11 protein-coding genes and 1 riboswitch are annotated in these 14,995 nt (G+C 72.8%); of the genes, 10 read left to right on the top strand and 1 reads right to left on the bottom strand.

Annotated features, from left to right (window positions below; genetic code table 11):
• Positions 1-309: 309 nt before the first annotated feature.
• Positions 310-1,041 carry a class II aldolase/adducin family protein gene (locus ACZ6TU_RS10940; RefSeq protein ID WP_467673669.1) on the bottom strand — a complete coding sequence of 244 codons (732 nt, stop codon included), beginning with the start codon at positions 1,039-1,041 and terminating at the stop codon, positions 310-312.
• 196 nt (positions 1,042-1,237) lie between these two features.
• On the opposite strand from ACZ6TU_RS10940, the gene ACZ6TU_RS10935 reads away from it, so the two are divergent.
• From ACZ6TU_RS10935 to cobI, 10 genes are all read left to right on the top strand, one after another.
• Positions 1,238-1,990 carry a lysozyme gene (locus tag ACZ6TU_RS10935; protein WP_467673671.1) on the top strand — a complete coding sequence of 251 codons (753 nt, stop codon included), beginning with the start codon at positions 1,238-1,240 and terminating at the stop codon, positions 1,988-1,990.
• Positions 1,991-2,134: 144 nt separating this feature from the next.
• The gene (locus ACZ6TU_RS10930) at positions 2,135-3,385 is read left to right on the top strand and encodes an inorganic phosphate transporter (RefSeq protein ID WP_467673673.1); all 1,251 of its coding nucleotides are present in this window, start codon (positions 2,135-2,137) and stop codon (positions 3,383-3,385) included.
• 34 nt (positions 3,386-3,419) lie between these two features.
• Positions 3,420-3,641 carry a hypothetical protein gene (locus ACZ6TU_RS10925; RefSeq protein WP_467673675.1) on the top strand — a complete coding sequence of 74 codons (222 nt, stop codon included), beginning with the start codon at positions 3,420-3,422 and terminating at the stop codon, positions 3,639-3,641.
• 177 nt (positions 3,642-3,818) lie between these two features.
• Positions 3,819-3,957, top strand: a riboswitch (cobalamin riboswitch).
• 101 nt (positions 3,958-4,058) lie between these two features.
• Positions 4,059-5,000 (top strand): cobalamin biosynthesis protein, encoded by a 942-nt coding sequence (locus tag ACZ6TU_RS10920; protein WP_467673677.1) that lies wholly within the window; start codon positions 4,059-4,061, stop codon positions 4,998-5,000.
• Positions 4,997-6,508, top strand: coding sequence for a cobyric acid synthase (locus tag ACZ6TU_RS10915; RefSeq protein WP_467673679.1), 1,512 nt, complete (start codon positions 4,997-4,999; stop codon positions 6,506-6,508). Before ACZ6TU_RS10920 ends, ACZ6TU_RS10915 begins: the two co-directional genes overlap by 4 nt.
• Entirely contained in the window at positions 6,505-10,167 is a 3,663-nt protein-coding gene (gene cobN / locus ACZ6TU_RS10910; RefSeq protein WP_467673681.1) for a cobaltochelatase subunit CobN, read from the top strand. The genes ACZ6TU_RS10915 and cobN overlap by 4 nt, the downstream gene beginning before the upstream one ends.
• Positions 10,164-12,179, top strand: a complete 2,016-nt coding sequence (locus ACZ6TU_RS10905; protein ID WP_467673683.1) for a putative cobaltochelatase — start codon at positions 10,164-10,166, stop codon at positions 12,177-12,179. The genes cobN and ACZ6TU_RS10905 overlap by 4 nt, the downstream gene beginning before the upstream one ends.
• Positions 12,179-12,778, top strand: coding sequence for a cob(I)yrinic acid a,c-diamide adenosyltransferase (gene cobO / locus ACZ6TU_RS10900; protein WP_467673685.1), 600 nt, complete (start codon positions 12,179-12,181; stop codon positions 12,776-12,778). The genes ACZ6TU_RS10905 and cobO overlap by 1 nt, the downstream gene beginning before the upstream one ends.
• Positions 12,778-14,241 (top strand): cobyrinate a,c-diamide synthase, encoded by a 1,464-nt coding sequence (locus ACZ6TU_RS10895; protein ID WP_467673687.1) that lies wholly within the window; start codon positions 12,778-12,780, stop codon positions 14,239-14,241. The genes cobO and ACZ6TU_RS10895 overlap by 1 nt, the downstream gene beginning before the upstream one ends.
• Positions 14,238-14,987 (top strand): precorrin-2 C(20)-methyltransferase, encoded by a 750-nt coding sequence (cobI, locus tag ACZ6TU_RS10890; RefSeq protein WP_467673689.1) that lies wholly within the window; start codon positions 14,238-14,240, stop codon positions 14,985-14,987. The genes ACZ6TU_RS10895 and cobI overlap by 4 nt, the downstream gene beginning before the upstream one ends.
• Positions 14,988-14,995 lie beyond the last annotated feature (8 nt).

Raw genomic sequence — 14,995 nt, 5'->3', positions numbered from 1 at the left:
GCGAGCGCATCCTGCACGCCCTCCGTGGTCTCCGTACCTACAGGGCGACGGCGCGAGCAGCGGGCGGCGTGACTTGCCCCCGGGGAAACACGCGAGGATGGGCGGCGCGACCGCTGCGCCCGGAGGGCAGGGCGGCCGAACCCCGCCACACCGTGATCTCCGTACCCACAGGGCGGCGTGAGCGGTACCCCGGGGGGACACGAGGGTCGGACGCGGCGGTAGTCGGCGGGCGGCCTCCCCGGCCGGTGGGCCGAGGCGGTCAGGACGGGCCGGCCGGCCCGGCGGCACCAGGGCGTCCGGGGCCGAAGGTCAGCGGCGCTGGCCGTACCCGCGCAGCTGTTCCTGGACCTCCGCCAGCTGCTCCCCGGACAGCAGGCTCGGGGACAGGCCCGGTACCGATGTGGCGGTCAGCCACAGGCGGCACATCCATTCCAGCTGGGCGGTGCGGTCGTAGGCCTGGTCCAGTGACGCGCCGTGGGTGATGGTGCCGTGGTTCTGGAGGAGGCAGCCGGAGCGGTCGGCGAGAGCGCGGAGCATGTTCTCGGCCAACTCGTCGGTGCCGTACGTGGCATACGGGGCAACCCGGACGGGTCCGCCGAGCGCGGCGGCCATGTAGTGGATCAGCGGCAGCTCGCTCACGAGCGTCGAGACGGCCGTCGCGTGCACGGCGTGGGTGTGGACGACGGCACGGGCGCCGGTCGTGCGGTAGACCGCGAGGTGCATGGGCAGCTCGCTGGTGGGGACGAGCGTGCCGAGGACCTGCCGGCCGTCGAGGCCGACGCCGGTCACGTCGGCCGGCTCCAGCCGGTCGTAGGGGACGCCCGACGGCGTGACCAGCACCGTGTCCCCGACGCGCACCGAGACGTTCCCGGACGTGCCGACGACGAGTCCGTCGGAGACGGTCCGGCGGGCCGTCGTGACGAGCTCCTCCCAGGCGCGCGCCTCCTCGGGGCGCGCACCCCTCCGCCGCGGCTCCCCCACATCCTGCCCGCCGCTCCGGACGTCCCCCGTACCCCGTCCGTCGCCTCGCTGCTCAGCCATGCGGCGATCCTGCCAGGCAGGCCCTCAACGCGCCGCCGGGCGGGGGCACTTTAGGCCGGAAGCCGGGCATTCGTAAGGGCGCGTATCGGCACAAACGCCGCACGGATCCCTCTTGGCCGGAGATCTTCGGGCATTCAATGATCTTCCAGTACTCTCTGGGGGATTTGCCGTGCACGTCGCCATTCCGGGGGGAAACATGGCCCGTGACCACACACCGTCCCGACACCGCGGCCGATGGCTCGCCGCGTGCGCGGCGGCACTCGCACTGGGAGGCACCGCCCTCGCCGAGGCTCCGGCCCTCGGGGCGAGCCGCCCGAAGGGACACGACGTCTCGTCACACCAGAAGAACATCGACTGGCAGAGCACAAAGGCGAAGGGCGCCAGGTTCGCCTACGTCAAGGCGACCGAGTCCACCACCTACCGCAACCCCTACTTCGGCCAGCAGTACAACGGATCGCGCAAGGCGGGTCTCGTCCGCGGCGCCTACCACTTCGCGCTGCCCAACAGCTCGTCGGGCCAGGCGCAGGCGGCGTACTTCGTGCGCAACGGCGGCGGCTGGACCGCGGACGGCTGGACGCTGCCGCCCGCGCTCGACATCGAATACAACCCGTACGACAAGAAGCGCAGGTGCTACGGCCTGAACAAGGCGAGGATGGTCGACTGGATCAAGTCGTTCAGCGACGAGGTCAAGCGGCTCACCGGCCGCCGCCCGATGATCTACACGACCACCCACTGGTGGAACACGTGCACGGGCAACAGCCGTGCCTTCGCCGCCGACCACCCCTTGTGGATCGCCCGCTACAACGCCACCGGCGCGGGCACGCTCCCGGCCGGCTGGTCGTCGTGGACCTTCTGGCAGTACGACAACGGCTCCGGGAGCCTGCCGGGCGACCAGAACCTCTTCGGCGGGTCACTCGATCAGCTGAAACAGTTCGCGCGAGGCACCTAGTTCTCGGGGCGTGGGGAGCCTGACAGCAGGGCGGAACGACAACCCTCGATTGCGGACACCCCTACGCCCCTCCCAGTTCATCTTCCGTTCACTCGGGTTGCCTACGTTCGTCCAACCAATGACCTCGAACGATTGCCTGGGTAAATGGAAAGCTTCTCGCTGATCCTCGCGATTGTGGTGATAACCGCACTCGCGTTCGATTTCACGAACGGTTTCCACGACACCGCGAACGCGATGGCCACGACCATTTCCACGGGTGCCATGAGGCCCAAGGTCGCCGTCGCCATGTCCGCCGTTCTCAACCTGGTCGGCGCCTTTCTGTCCGTGGAAGTCGCCAACACGATCTCCAAGGGTCTCGTCGACGAGACCGGCATCCGTCCCGAGGTCATCTTCGCCGCCTTGGTCGGCGCGATCCTCTGGAACCTGCTGACCTGGCTCGTCGGCCTGCCGTCCAGTTCCTCGCACGCCCTGATGGGCGGCCTGATCGGCGCCACGATCGCCTCGGCGGGCGTCGGCGCGGTGCACGGTGACGTCCTGGTCACCAAGGTGCTGATCCCGGCGATCGCCGCCCCGCTGGTCGCGGGCGTCGCGGCGCTGCTCGCCACGCGGCTGACGTACTCCCTCGGCAAGAAGGCCGACGGCAAGGCCTCCGAAAAGGGCTACCGCGCCGGCCAGATCGCCTCCGCGGGCCTGGTCTCCCTGGCCCACGGCACCAACGACGCCCAGAAGACGATGGGTGTCATCACCCTCGCCCTGGTCGCCGGCGGCGCCGTCGCCCCCGACTCCGACCCGCCCATGTGGGTCATCCTCTCGGCGGGTCTCGCCATCGCCCTCGGCACGTACCTCGGCGGCTGGCGCATCATCCGCACCATGGGCAAGGGCCTGACCGACCTCCAGCCGCAGCAGGGCTTCGCCGCCCAGACCAGCGCGGCCACGGTCATCCTGGCCTCCTCGCACATCGGTTTCTCCCTCTCCACCACCCACTCCGTGTCCGGCTCGGTGATGGGCGCGGGCCTCGGCCGCAAGGGCGGTGTCGTCCGCTGGTCGACGGCGACGCGGATGTTCGTCGCGTGGGGTCTGACGCTGCCGGCGGCGGCCCTGGTGGCCGCGCTCGCCGAGTACGTCACCGGCTTCGGCAGCTGGGGTACCGCGGTGGTGGCCGTCTTCCTCGTCGCCTCCAGCGCGGCGATCTGGAAGATCTCGCGGCGTGAGGTCGTCGACCACACCAACGTCAACGACGCCGACGAGGTGGAGCCGGCCGGTGTGGTGACCACGGCGATGGCCGCGGTGACACCGCCCCCGGCGGGTGGCACGGCCACCGACGGGCCGAGCGTCACGATCCCGGCGCAGGCCCAGACCGAACGCACTCCCTCCACCACGACCACCCCGGTCTGACCCCGCCCACGCGGTTACAAGGAGAACCTCTGCCATGAAGATCGACTGGGCGGCCCTCGGCTCCGTCTTCGGCGTCAGCCTCGTGGTCACCGTGGCCCTCGTGGGCCTGTTCACCCTCGGCATCACCGGCCTGTCCCGCCGCGAGCGGGCGGTGACTGCGGGCGGATCCGCGGGACTTGCCGTGACGGGCGCGTACGCGTGCTTCGCGGCGTGTGCGGCGGCCGTCGGGTACGGGATCTATCTGATCGTGGCCTGATCACGGTCACTTCTGCCGGGCGGTACGGGACTTCGGTTCTGTGCCGCCCGGTTGTCGTGTGGCCGGGGGGGACAACTCGGCGTCGTAGCGCACCGGTCCCGCCCTTTCCGCAGGTCCGCACCCTGGCGGTGTGGGCTTCTCCACACTCTCCCCTCGCAGGTCAACGGCAAGTTGACGGCTGTTCCCGGCCGTGGTGGACTGCCGGGGCCAGTACGGCGGCAGGAGAGGAAGCCGGTGGAAGTCCGGCGCGGTCCCGCCACTGTCACCGGGGTAGCAATCCCCGGGAGCCAGGAACTCTCACCGCCGGTCCAGTCGAACCAGGGCGTGGACACCCTGAGTGAGGACATATCGCCATGCGCGGCTGCCGATCGAGCTTCAGTACCCCACCCCTGCCTGCCCCCGCGGCCGGCTGAGCCCATGGGTGCCGGTCGCGTCTTCGCGTACGGCGCCGCCGCCGGTCTGATCGGTGACCTGCTGCTCGGCGATCCTCGCCGGGGGCATCCGGTCGCCGTGTTCGGGCGGGCCGCGGGGGCCGTGGAACGGGTGTTGTGGCGGGACCACCGGGGGTGGGGCGCGCTGCACACCGTGGTGTGTGCCGGAGGCTCCGTCGCGCTCGGGGGCGTCGCCGCGCGTGTCGTGCGGAACTCCACCGTCGCCTCCGTCGCACTGACCGGTGCCGCCACCTGGGCCGTGGTCGGGGGGACTTCGCTCGCGCGGGAGGCTCAGGCCATCGGGCGTGCCCTGGAGGCGGGGGACGTCGAGGCGGCCCGGGCGCGGCTGCCACACCTGTGCGGGCGGGATCCGCAGGCGCTCGACGCCGACGGGATCGCCCGGGCCGTGGTCGAGTCCGTCGCCGAGAACACCTCCGACGCGGTCGTGGGGGCGCTCGTGTGGGGGGCCGTCGGTGGTGTGCCGGGGCTCCTCGGGTTCCGGGCCGTCAACACCCTCGACGCCATGGTCGGGCACAAGTCGGCCCGGTACCGGCGCTACGGGTGGGCCTCCGCGCGGCTGGACGATCTCGCGGGATGGCCGGGGGCCCGGCTGACCGCCGTGCTCGCGGCCCTGGCAGGGGACGATCCGCAGGGAGCCGTGCGGGCCTGGCGTGCCGATGCCGCCAAGCATCCGAGCCCCAACGCCGGGCCGGTGGAGGCCTCGTTCGCGGGGGCGCTCGGGGTGCGGCTGGGCGGGACCCTGTCCTACGGCGGGCGCGTCGAGCACCGGCCCGTGCTCAACAGGGCCGGGCGCGCCGTCGCCACACGGGACATCGAACGGGCCGTACGGCTGTCCAGGCGTGTCGGCTGGCTCGCGCTCGGCGTCTGTGTCGCCGCGCGCCGCATCGCGAAAGGGCGTACGTCATGACGGGCGGTGGGCTTCTCGTCGCCGGTACCACCTCCGACGCCGGCAAGAGCGTCGTGACCGCCGGGATCTGCCGGTGGCTGGTGCGGCAGGGCGTCAAGGTCGCGCCTTTCAAGGCGCAGAACATGTCCCTCAACTCCTTCGTGACGAAGGAGGGCGCCGAGATCGGCCGGGCGCAGGCCATGCAGGCGCAGGCCTGCCGCGTCGAGCCGAGCGCGCTGATGAACCCGGTGCTGCTCAAGCCCGGTGGCGAGAGCAGCAGCCAGGTCGTGCTGCTGGGCAAGCCGGTCGGGGAGCTCAGCGCACGCGGGTACCACGGCGGACGGCAGCAGATGCTGCTCGGGACCGTGCTGGACTGTCTGGAGCAGTTGCGGGGCACGTATGACGCGGTGATCTGTGAGGGGGCGGGCAGTCCGGCCGAGATCAATCTGCGCCGGACGGACATCGTCAACATGGGGATCGCCCGCAACGCCGGGCTCCCCGTGCTCGTCGTCGGCGACATCGACCGGGGCGGTGTCTTCGCCTCGTTCTTCGGGACGGTCGCGCTGCTGTCGCGCGAGGACCAGGAGTGCGTCGCCGGGTTCCTCGTCAACAAGTTCCGGGGGGACGTCTCCCTGCTGGAGCCGGGTCTCGACATGCTCCAGGGCCTCACCGGGCGGCGTACGTACGGCGTCCTGCCCTTCCGGCACGGGCTCGGGATCGACGAGGAGGACGGGCTGCGCGTCTCCCTGCGGGGGACGGTCCGGGAGTCCGTCGTCGCCCCGCCGGTCGGCGAGGACGTGCTGCGCGTCGCCGTGTGCGCCGTTCCGCTCATGTCCAACTTCACGGACGTGGACGCGCTGGCCGCCGAACCGGGTGTCGTGGTGCGGTTCGTGGACCGGCCGGAGGAACTCGCCGACGCCGACCTCGTCGTCGTGCCGGGGACCCGGGGGACCGTCCGTGCGCTGGAGTGGCTGCGGGAGCGCGGGCTGGCCGGCGCTCTCGTGCGCAGGGCCGCCGAGCAGCGGCCCGTCCTGGGGATCTGCGGCGGTTTCCAGATCCTCGGCGAGCACATCGAGGACGACGTGGAGAGCCGCCGGGGCCATGTCGAGGGGCTCGGGGTCCTGCCCGTGCGGGTGCGGTTCGCCCGCGAGAAGACCCTCACGCGGCCGGAGGGCGAGGCCCTCGGGGAGCGCGTGGACGGCTACGAGATCCACCACGGGGTCGCCGACGTCACCGGAGGGAACCCCTTCTTGGACGGCTGCCGGGTCGGCCAGACCTGGGGCACGCACTGGCACGGCTCGCTGGAGTCGGACGGGTTCCGGCGGGCCTTCCTGCGCGAGGTGGCCGCCGCCGCGGGGCGCCGCTTCGTGCCGGCGCCGGACACCTCGTTCGCCGCGCTGCGCGAGGAGCAGCTCGACCGGCTCGGCGACCTGATCGAACAGCACGCGGACACGGACGCGCTGTGGCGGCTCATCGAGTCGGGCGCGCCGCGAGGACTGCCCTTCATTCCACCGGGAGCACCCGCATGAGCACTGTGTTGTTGTTGTCGACCGCCGACACGGACCTGCTGGCGGCCCGGGCCGCCTCCGGTGCCTCGTACCGGATCGGCAACCCGACCCGCGTGGACGTCGGGGAGGAGCTTCCGGCGCTCCTCGACGGCGCGGACATCGCCGTCGTGCGGCTGCTCGGCGGCAAGCGGGCCTGGGAGGACGGGCTCGCCGCGCTGAAGGCGTCCGGCGTCCCGACCGTGCTGCTGGGCGGCGAGGCGGTGCCCGACGCGGAGCTGATGGCCGAGTCGTCGGTGCCGGCCGGTGTCGTGGCGGAGGCGCTGAAGTACCTCGTGGAGGGCGGGCCGGCCAACCTCACCGAGCTGGCGCGGTTCCTGTCCGACACCGTGCTGCTCACGGGTGAGGGGTTCGCGGCGCCGCAGCGGATGCCGGAGTACGGCGTCCGGGGCGAGCGCGCACAGGTCGAGGGCCGGCCGACCGTCGGCGTGCTCTTCTACCGGGCGCACGAGCTGAGCGGCAACACCGCCTTCGTGGACACCCTGTGCGACGCGATCGAGGCGCGGGGCGCCAACGCGCTTCCCGTGTACTGCGGTTCGCTGCGCGGGGCCGACGCGGGGCTGTACGAGATCCTCGGGCGGGCGGACGCCCTCGTCGCCACCGTCCTCGCCGCCGGCGGCACCCACGCCTCGCAGGCCTCGGCGGGCGGTGACGAGGAGTCCTGGGACATCGGCGCCCTCGCCGAGCTCAACATCCCCGTGCTGCAAGGGCTGTGCCTGACGTCCTCGCGGCGCGCCTGGGAGGCCTCCGACGCCGCCCTGTCCCCCATGGACGCCGCGATGCAGGTGGCGATCCCGGAGTTCGACGGGCGGCTGATCACCGTGCCGTTCTCGTTCAAGGAGCCCAGCGAAGACGGTATCTTCACGTACGTTGCCGACCCGGAGCGTGCTGCGCGTGTCGCGGGTATCGCCTACAGGCATGCCCGACTGCGTTATCTCCGCAGTGGCGGAGGTGAGCCGAAGCTCGCGCTGGTCTTCACCGCGTATCCCACCAAGCACTCCCGGGTCGGCAACGCTGTAGGGCTCGATACACCAGCGTCGGCTCTCGTGCTGCTGAAAGCACTGCGCGATGCCGGGTACGAGGTCGGCGAGCTGCCCGAAACCGGCGACGAGCTGATCCACCGGCTCATCGCGGCCGGCGGGCACGACGTGGAGTGGCTGACGGACGAGCAGCTGGCCGCCGCGCCCGCGCGGGTGCCGCTGGCGGACTACCGGGCCTGGTTCGACCAGCTCGACCCGGAGCTGAGGGACGCCATGACCGAGGCGTGGGGCGAGCCGCCGGGCAGCCTGTACGTCGACGGGGACGACATCGTGCTGGCGTCCCTGCAGTTCGGGAACGTCGTCGTGATGATCCAGCCGCCGCGCGGCTTCGGCGAGAACCCCATCGCGATCTACCACGACCCGGACATGCCGCCGTCCCACCACTACCTGGCGGCCTACCGCTGGCTGGAGAACAGTTTCGGCGCGGACGCGATCGTGCACATGGGCAAGCACGGCACGCTGGAGTGGCTGCCCGGCAAGGGCCTCGGGCTCAGTGGCGGCTGCGCCCCGGACGCCGTGCTCGGGGAGCTGCCGCTGATCTACCCGTTCATCGTCAACGACCCGGGCGAGGGCACCCAGGCCAAGCGGCGCGGGCACGCCACGGTCGTCGACCACCTGGTGCCGCCGATGGCCCGTGCCGACACCTACGGCGACCTGGCCAAGCTGGAGCAGCTCCTGGACGAGTACGCGCTCGTCTCCGACCTGGACCCGGCGAAGGCCCCGGCCGTGCGCGCGCAGATCTGGACCCTCGTGAAGGCCGCCGAGCTGCATCACGACCTGCATGTCGACGAGCAGCCGGACGACGAGGCGTTCGACGAGTTCGTCATGCACATCGACGGCTATCTGTGCGAGATCAAGGACGTGCAGATCCGCGACGGCCTGCACATCCTGGGCGGCGGCCCGGTGGGTGAACCGCGCGTCAACCTCGTGCTGGCGGTGCTGCGCGCCTCGCAGGTGTGGGGCGGTCAGGCCGACGCGCTGCCGGGGCTCAGGGCGGCGCTGGCGGAGCACTTCGGGCTGGTGGAGAAGGAGCTGCTGGCCGAGCCGGGCGCTCCGGTGAAGGTGTCGGCGGAGCTGACGCGCCTGGTGGCGGGGCCGGCGCGCACCGCCGCCGACGCGATCGACCTGCTGGAGCAGCTGTGCCGGCGGATCGCGGAGGGCATGGAGGAGCGCGGCTGGGCGGTCGCCGAGGCCCCGGCGCTGGTCCGGGAGGTGCTCGGCGGGGACGTCGCCGACGCCGTGGCGGTGCTGGAGTTCGCCTGCACGGAGGTCGTGCCGCGGCTGGCCAGGACGAGCGACGAGATCGGGCACGTCCTGCGGGCGCTGGACGGCGGTTACGTCCCGGCGGGTCCCTCCGGCTCGCCGACCCGCGGCCTGGTCAACGTCCTGCCGACGGGGCGCAACTTCTACTCCGTCGACCCCAAGGCGATCCCGTCCCGGCTGAGCTGGGAGGTCGGGCAGTCGCTCGCGGACTCGCTGGTGCAGCGGTATCTGACCGACACGGGCGAGTACCCGAAGTCCGTCGGCCTGACGGTGTGGGGCACCTCGGCCATGCGCACCCAGGGCGACGACATCGCCGAGATCCTGGCGCTGCTGGGCTGCCGGCCGGTGTGGGACGACGCCTCGCGCCGGGTGACCGGGTTCGAGGTGATCTCCCCGGAGGAGCTCGGCCGGCCGCGCATCGACGTGACGGTCCGTATCTCGGGCTTCTTCCGGGACGCGTTCCCGCATGTGGTGGGGCTGATCGACGATGCCGTCCGCAAGGTCGCCGAGCTGGACGAGCCCGCCGAGCTGAACTACGTCCGGGCGCACGCCGACGAGGACACCGCCGAGCACGGCGACCGGCGCCGGGCGACCGCCCGGATCTTCGGCTCCAAGCCGGGGGCGTACGGGGCGGGTCTGCTACCGCTGATCGACGCGCGCAACTGGCGCTCCGACGCGGACCTCGCCGAGGTGTACGCGGTGTGGGGCGGCTATGCCTACGGGCGGGGGCTCGACGGCCGGGCCGCGCGCGGGGACATGGAGACGGCGTTCCGGCGGATCGCGGTCGCCGCGAAGAACGTCGACACGCGTGAGCACGACCTCGTCGACGCCGACGACTACTTCCAGTACCACGGCGGCATGGTCGCCATGGTCCGCCATCTGACGGGCGCGAGCCCCGAGGCGTACGTCGGCGACTCGGCCACCCCGGACCAGGTGAAGACCCGCACGCTGGGCGAGGAGACGCACCGGGTGTTCCGCGCCCGGGTGGTCAACCCGCGCTGGATGGCGGCCATGCGGCGGCACGGCTACAAGGGCGCCTTCGAGATGGCCGCGACGGTGGACTACCTGTTCGGGTACGACGCCACGGCCGGGGTCGTGGACGACTGGATGTACGAGAAACTCAGCGCCGAGTACGTCTTCGACCCGGAGAACCGGGAGTTCATGAAGACGTCCAACCCCTGGGCGCTGCGCGGCATCACCGAGCGGCTGCTGGAGGCCGCCGACCGCGGACTGTGGGCGGAGCCGGACGCGGAGACGCTGGACCGGCTGCGTGCCACCTACCTGGAGCTCGAAGGCGACTTGGAAGGTGACGAGAAGTGAGCACCCCGTTCCCGTTCACGGCCGTGGTGGGCCAGGACGACCTGCGGCTCGCGCTGCTGCTGAACGCCGTGTCGCCGGCGGTCGGCGGTGTGCTGGTGCGCGGTGAGAAGGGCACCGCCAAGTCGACGGCCGTGCGGGCGCTGTCCGCGCTCATGCCGGAGGTGGACGTCGTCCCCGAGTGCCGCTTCTCCTGCGACCCCTCCTCCCCCGACCCCGCCTGCCCCGACGGGCCGCACACCCCGGGAACCGACGGCAAGTCCCGTCCGGCCCGGATGGTCGAACTGCCCGTCGGCGCCTCGGAGGACCGGCTGGTGGGCGCGCTGGACATCGAGCGGGCGCTGTCGGAGGGCGTGAAGGCCTTCGAGCCCGGCCTGCTCGCCGACGCGCACCGCGGCATCCTCTACGTGGACGAGGTCAATCTCCTCCACGACCACCTGGTCGACCTGCTGCTGGACGCGGCGGCGATGGGCGCCTCGTACGTGGAACGCGAGGGCGTCTCCGTGCGGCACGCGGCGCGGTTCCTGCTCGTCGGCACCATGAACCCCGAGGAGGGCGAGCTGCGGCCGCAGTTGCTCGACCGGTTCGGGCTGACCGTCGAGGTCGCGGCCTCGCGGGAGCCCGACCAGCGGGTCGAGGTCGTCAGGCGACGGCTCGCCTACGACGACGATCCGGACGGCTTCGCGGCCCGGTGGGCGGACGAGGAGGCCGACGTACGGGCGCGGATCGTCGCGGCGCGGGAGCTGCTGCCGTCCGTGCGGCTGGGCGACGGGGCGCTGCGGCAGATCGCGGCGACCTGCGCGGCCTTCGAGGTCGACGGCATGCGCGCCGACATCGTGATGGCGCGCACGGCGACGGCGCTGGCGGCCTGGGCGGGGCGTACGGACGTGCTCGCCGAGGACGTACGGCAGGCCGCGCTGCTCGCGCTGCCGCACCGCCGGCGGCGCAACCCCTTCGACGCGCCGGGACTGGACGAGGACAAGCTGGACGAGACCCTGGAGGAGTTCTCCGGGGACGACGACCCGGACCCGGACCCGGACCAGGGCCCGGACGGGCCCGGCGGGCCCGGCGGGGGCGGTGGGCAGCCGGAGCCCGACGACGGGCCGCAGGGCGACGACACCGGCGCCACGCCCGAGGCCGGGCAGGACGGACAGCCGCAGCCGTCGGGGGCCGGTGAGCAGTCGGCCGCACGGTCTGCCGAGCCGTTCCGGACCAAGGTGCTGAGCGTGCCCGGGATCGGCGAGGGTGCCGCCGGGCGGCGTTCGCGGGCGCGGACCGAGCACGGGCGGACGACCGGGGCCCGGCGGCCGCGGGGCGCGCTCACGAAGCTGCACCTGGCGGCGACCGTGCAGGCCGCGGCGCCGCACCAGCGGGCGCGCGGGCGGTCCGGGCCGGGTCTGGTCGTGCGCCGGGACGATCTGCGGCAGGCCACCCGCGAGGGGCGCGAGGGCAACCTCGTGCTGTTCGTCGTGGACGCCTCCGGGTCGATGGCGGCGCGGCAGCGGATGAGTGCCGTGAAGGGGGCCGTTCTGTCGCTGCTGCTGGACGCCTACCAGCGGCGGGACAAGGTGGGGTTGGTGACGTTCCGGGGTTCGGGCGCGGACGTCGCGCTGCCGCCGACCTCGTCCGTGGACGCGGCGGCGACCCGGCTGGAGTCGCTGCCGACCGGGGGGCGCACGCCGCTCGCCGCCGGGCTGCTGCGCGCGCACGACGTGCTGCGGGTGGAGCGGCTGCGGGATCCGGCACGGCGGCCGCTGGTCGTACTGGTGACGGACGGGCGGGCCACCGGGGGCCCGGAGCCGGTCGCCCTGGCCGGGCGGGCGGCTCGGCTGTTCGCGGCCGAGGGCGTCGCGTCCGTCGTCGTGGACTGCGAGTCGGGGCCGGTGCGGCTGGGGCTCGCCGGGCAGCTCGCCGGTGAGCTGGGCGGCACGGCCGTGACGCTGGACGAGCTGCGGGCCGACTCGATCGCCGGGCTGGTCAGGGATGTGCAGGGGACTTCGAGGAGGGCCGCGTAATGCCGCAGGGACAGCCGAGTGTCATTCCGGACGACGGTCTGACGACCCGACAGCGCCGGAACCGGCCGCTCGTCGTCGTGCACACGGGCGTAGGCAAGGGCAAGTCGACGGCCGCCTTCGGGCTCGCGCTGCGGGCCTGGAACCAGGGCTGGCCGATCGGGGTGTTCCAGTTCGTCAAGTCGGCGAAGTGGAAGGTCGGCGAGGAGAACGCGCTGCGCGTGCTCGGTGCCTCCGGCGAGGGCGGGTCCGTCGCCTGGCACAAGATGGGCGAGGGCTGGTCCTGGGTGCAGCGCGACGCACAGCTGGACAACGAGGAGAAGGCCCGGGAGGGCTGGGAGCAGGTCAAGCGGGACCTGGCTGCGGAGACGTACCGGCTGTACGTGCTGGACGAGTTCGCCTACCCGTTGCACTGGGGGTGGGTGGACACCGACGAGGTCGTGGACGTCCTGCGGAACCGGCCCGGGACCCAGCATGTGGTGATCACGGGGCGCAACGCTCCCGAGAAGCTCGTGGACTTCGCCGACCTCGTGACCGACATGTCCAAGGTGAAGCACCCGATGGACGCGGGGCAGAAGGGGCAGAGGGGCATCGAGTGGTGATGTCCTCGTCCGTGCCCCGGCTGGTCGTCGCCGCGCCCTCGTCGGGCAGTGGCAAGACCACCGTCGCCACGGGGCTGATGGCCGCGTTCGCCGCGCGGGGGCTCGCCGTGTCCCCGCACAAGGTCGGGCCGGACTACATCGACCCCGGGTACCACGCGCTCGCGACCGGGCGGGTGGGGCGGAACCTCGACGCGTATCTGTGCGGGCCTGAGCTGGTCGGGCCGTTGTTCCTGCACGGGGCGCGCGGGTGTGACGTCGCCGTCGTCGAGGGCGTGATGGGGCTGTACGACGGGGCCGCCGGGGAAGGGGAGCTGGCCTCCACGGCTCATGTCGCGAAGCTGCTGCGGGCGCCGGTGGTGCTGGTCGTCGACGCGTCGTCGCAGTCGCGGTCGGTGGCGGCGCTGGTGCACGGGTTCGTCTCCTGGGATCCGGAGGTGCGGGTCGGGGGCGTGATTCTGAACAAGGTCGCCTCGGACCGGCACGAGGTGATGCTGCGGGAGGCGTTGGAGCAGACGGGGGTGCCGGTGCTCGGGGTGCTGCGGCGGGCTCCGCAGGTGGACACGCCGTCGCGGCATCTGGGGCTGGTGCCGGTCGCCGAGCGGCGGGCCGAGGCGGTGGAGGCGGTTGCGGCGATGGCCGCGCAGGTCTCCGGCGGTTGTGATCTCGACGGGTTGATGGAGCTGGCCCGGAGTGCGGGGGTGTTGTCGGGTGCGGCTTGGGATGCGGCTGAGGCTGTTTCCTCGCCCCCGCCGCCCCTACCCGTCCCATCCTCCAGGGGCTCCGCCCCTTCGACCCCGCCAGGGGGCTCCGCCCCCTGGGCCCCCGATCGGCCTGAACGGCCTCGTCCTCAAACGCCGGACGGGCTGGTCGTCGCCGTCGCCGGCGGTGAGGCGTTCACCTTCTCCTACGCCGAGAACACCGAGCTGCTCACTGCCGCCGGTGCCGACGTCGTGCCCTTCGATCCGTTGCGGGACGAGGAACTGCCCGAAGGGACGCGGGGGTTGGTGATCGGGGGCGGGTTCCCCGAGGTGTACGCCGCCGAGCTGTCCGCCAACGAGCCCCTGCGCAAGGCCGTTGCCCACCTGGCGGAGAGCGGTGCGCCCGTGGCCGCCGAGTGTGCCGGGCTGCTGTATCTGTGCCGGGAGCTGGACGGACTGCCGATGTGCGGGGTGCTGGACGCCGGGGCGCGGATGACCGGGCGGCTGACCCTGGGGTACCGGGACGCCGTGGCCGTCGGCGACAGTGTGCTCGCGGCGGCGGGGACACGGATGCGGGGGCACGAGTTCCACCGGACCGCCGTGGAGCCCGGGGCGGGGGCAGAACCCGCCTGGGGCCTCAGGACCCCTCAGCGGCGCGTCGAGGGGTTCGTGCGGCGCGGTGTGCACGCGAGCTATCTGCACACGCACTGGGCGGCACAGCCCGGTGTCGCCCGTCGGTTCGTGGAGAGGTGCCGGACGTCATGAGCAGCAGGCTGATCGGTGTCGGGGTCGGGCCCGGGGATCCGGAGCTGGTGACCGTCAAGGGCGTGAACGCCCTGCGGGAGGCCGAAGTCGTCGTAGTGCCCGTGATGGCTGCATCTGATGGAAAAGACGGCGGCGAACGCGGGCGCGCCGAGGCGACCGTGCTGCACTACGTGCCCGAGGAGAAGGTCGTCCGGGTCGTATTCGCGCTGAACGAGCGGAGCGACCGGGCGCGGCGCGAGGCCGCCTGGGACGCGGCGGGCGAGCGGGTGGCCGAGCTGCTGCGCGGGCGCGGTGCCGTCGCCTTCGCGACCATCGGGGATCCCAACGTGTACTCCACGTTCACGTATCTCGCGCAGACCATCGCCGAGCTGGTGCCGGGGACCGTCGTCGAGACCGTGCCCGGGATCACCGCCATGCAGGACCTCGCCGCGCGGTCGGGCGCCGTGCTGACCGAGGGGACCGAGCCGCTCACGCTCGTGCCCGTCACGGCAGGGGCGACCGTGCTCAAGGAGGCCCTCGCCGGGCCCGGGACCGTCGTCGCCTACAAGTTCGGCCGGCAGGCGAACGAGGTCGCCGAGGCGCTGCGCGAGACCGGCCGGATCGGTGACGCGGTGTGGGGGTCGGCGCTGGGGCTGACGGAGGAGTCGATCCGGCCGGCCGCCGACCTGGACGGCGCTCCCCTGCCCTATCTGTCGACGCTCATCTCCCCCGCGCGGCGTGACGGCGGGCGGGGCGGAAAGCTCTGACCCGCCCG

This window comes from Streptomyces sp. NPDC052064, assembly GCF_055585925.1.
This window is presented reverse-complemented; position numbering and strand designations above follow the sequence as displayed.

Coding starts and splice junctions, on each gene's coding strand:
- ACZ6TU_RS10915 (WP_467673679.1), top strand. CDS start 4,997: ATGACGGGCGGTGGGCTTCTCGTCGCCGGTACCACCTCCGACGCCGGC.
- ACZ6TU_RS10935 (WP_467673671.1), top strand. CDS start 1,238: ATGGCCCGTGACCACACACCGTCCCGACACCGCGGCCGATGGCTCGCC.
- ACZ6TU_RS10925 (WP_467673675.1), top strand. CDS start 3,420: ATGAAGATCGACTGGGCGGCCCTCGGCTCCGTCTTCGGCGTCAGCCTC.
- cobN (WP_467673681.1), top strand. CDS start 6,505: ATGAGCACTGTGTTGTTGTTGTCGACCGCCGACACGGACCTGCTGGCG.
- ACZ6TU_RS10930 (WP_467673673.1), top strand. CDS start 2,135: ATGGAAAGCTTCTCGCTGATCCTCGCGATTGTGGTGATAACCGCACTC.
- ACZ6TU_RS10920 (WP_467673677.1), top strand. CDS start 4,059: ATGGGTGCCGGTCGCGTCTTCGCGTACGGCGCCGCCGCCGGTCTGATC.
- cobI (WP_467673689.1), top strand. CDS start 14,238: ATGAGCAGCAGGCTGATCGGTGTCGGGGTCGGGCCCGGGGATCCGGAG.
- ACZ6TU_RS10940 (WP_467673669.1), bottom strand. CDS start 1,041: ATGGCTGAGCAGCGAGGCGACGGACGGGGTACGGGGGACGTCCGGAGC.
- cobO (WP_467673685.1), top strand. CDS start 12,179: ATGCCGCAGGGACAGCCGAGTGTCATTCCGGACGACGGTCTGACGACC.
- ACZ6TU_RS10895 (WP_467673687.1), top strand. CDS start 12,778: ATGTCCTCGTCCGTGCCCCGGCTGGTCGTCGCCGCGCCCTCGTCGGGC.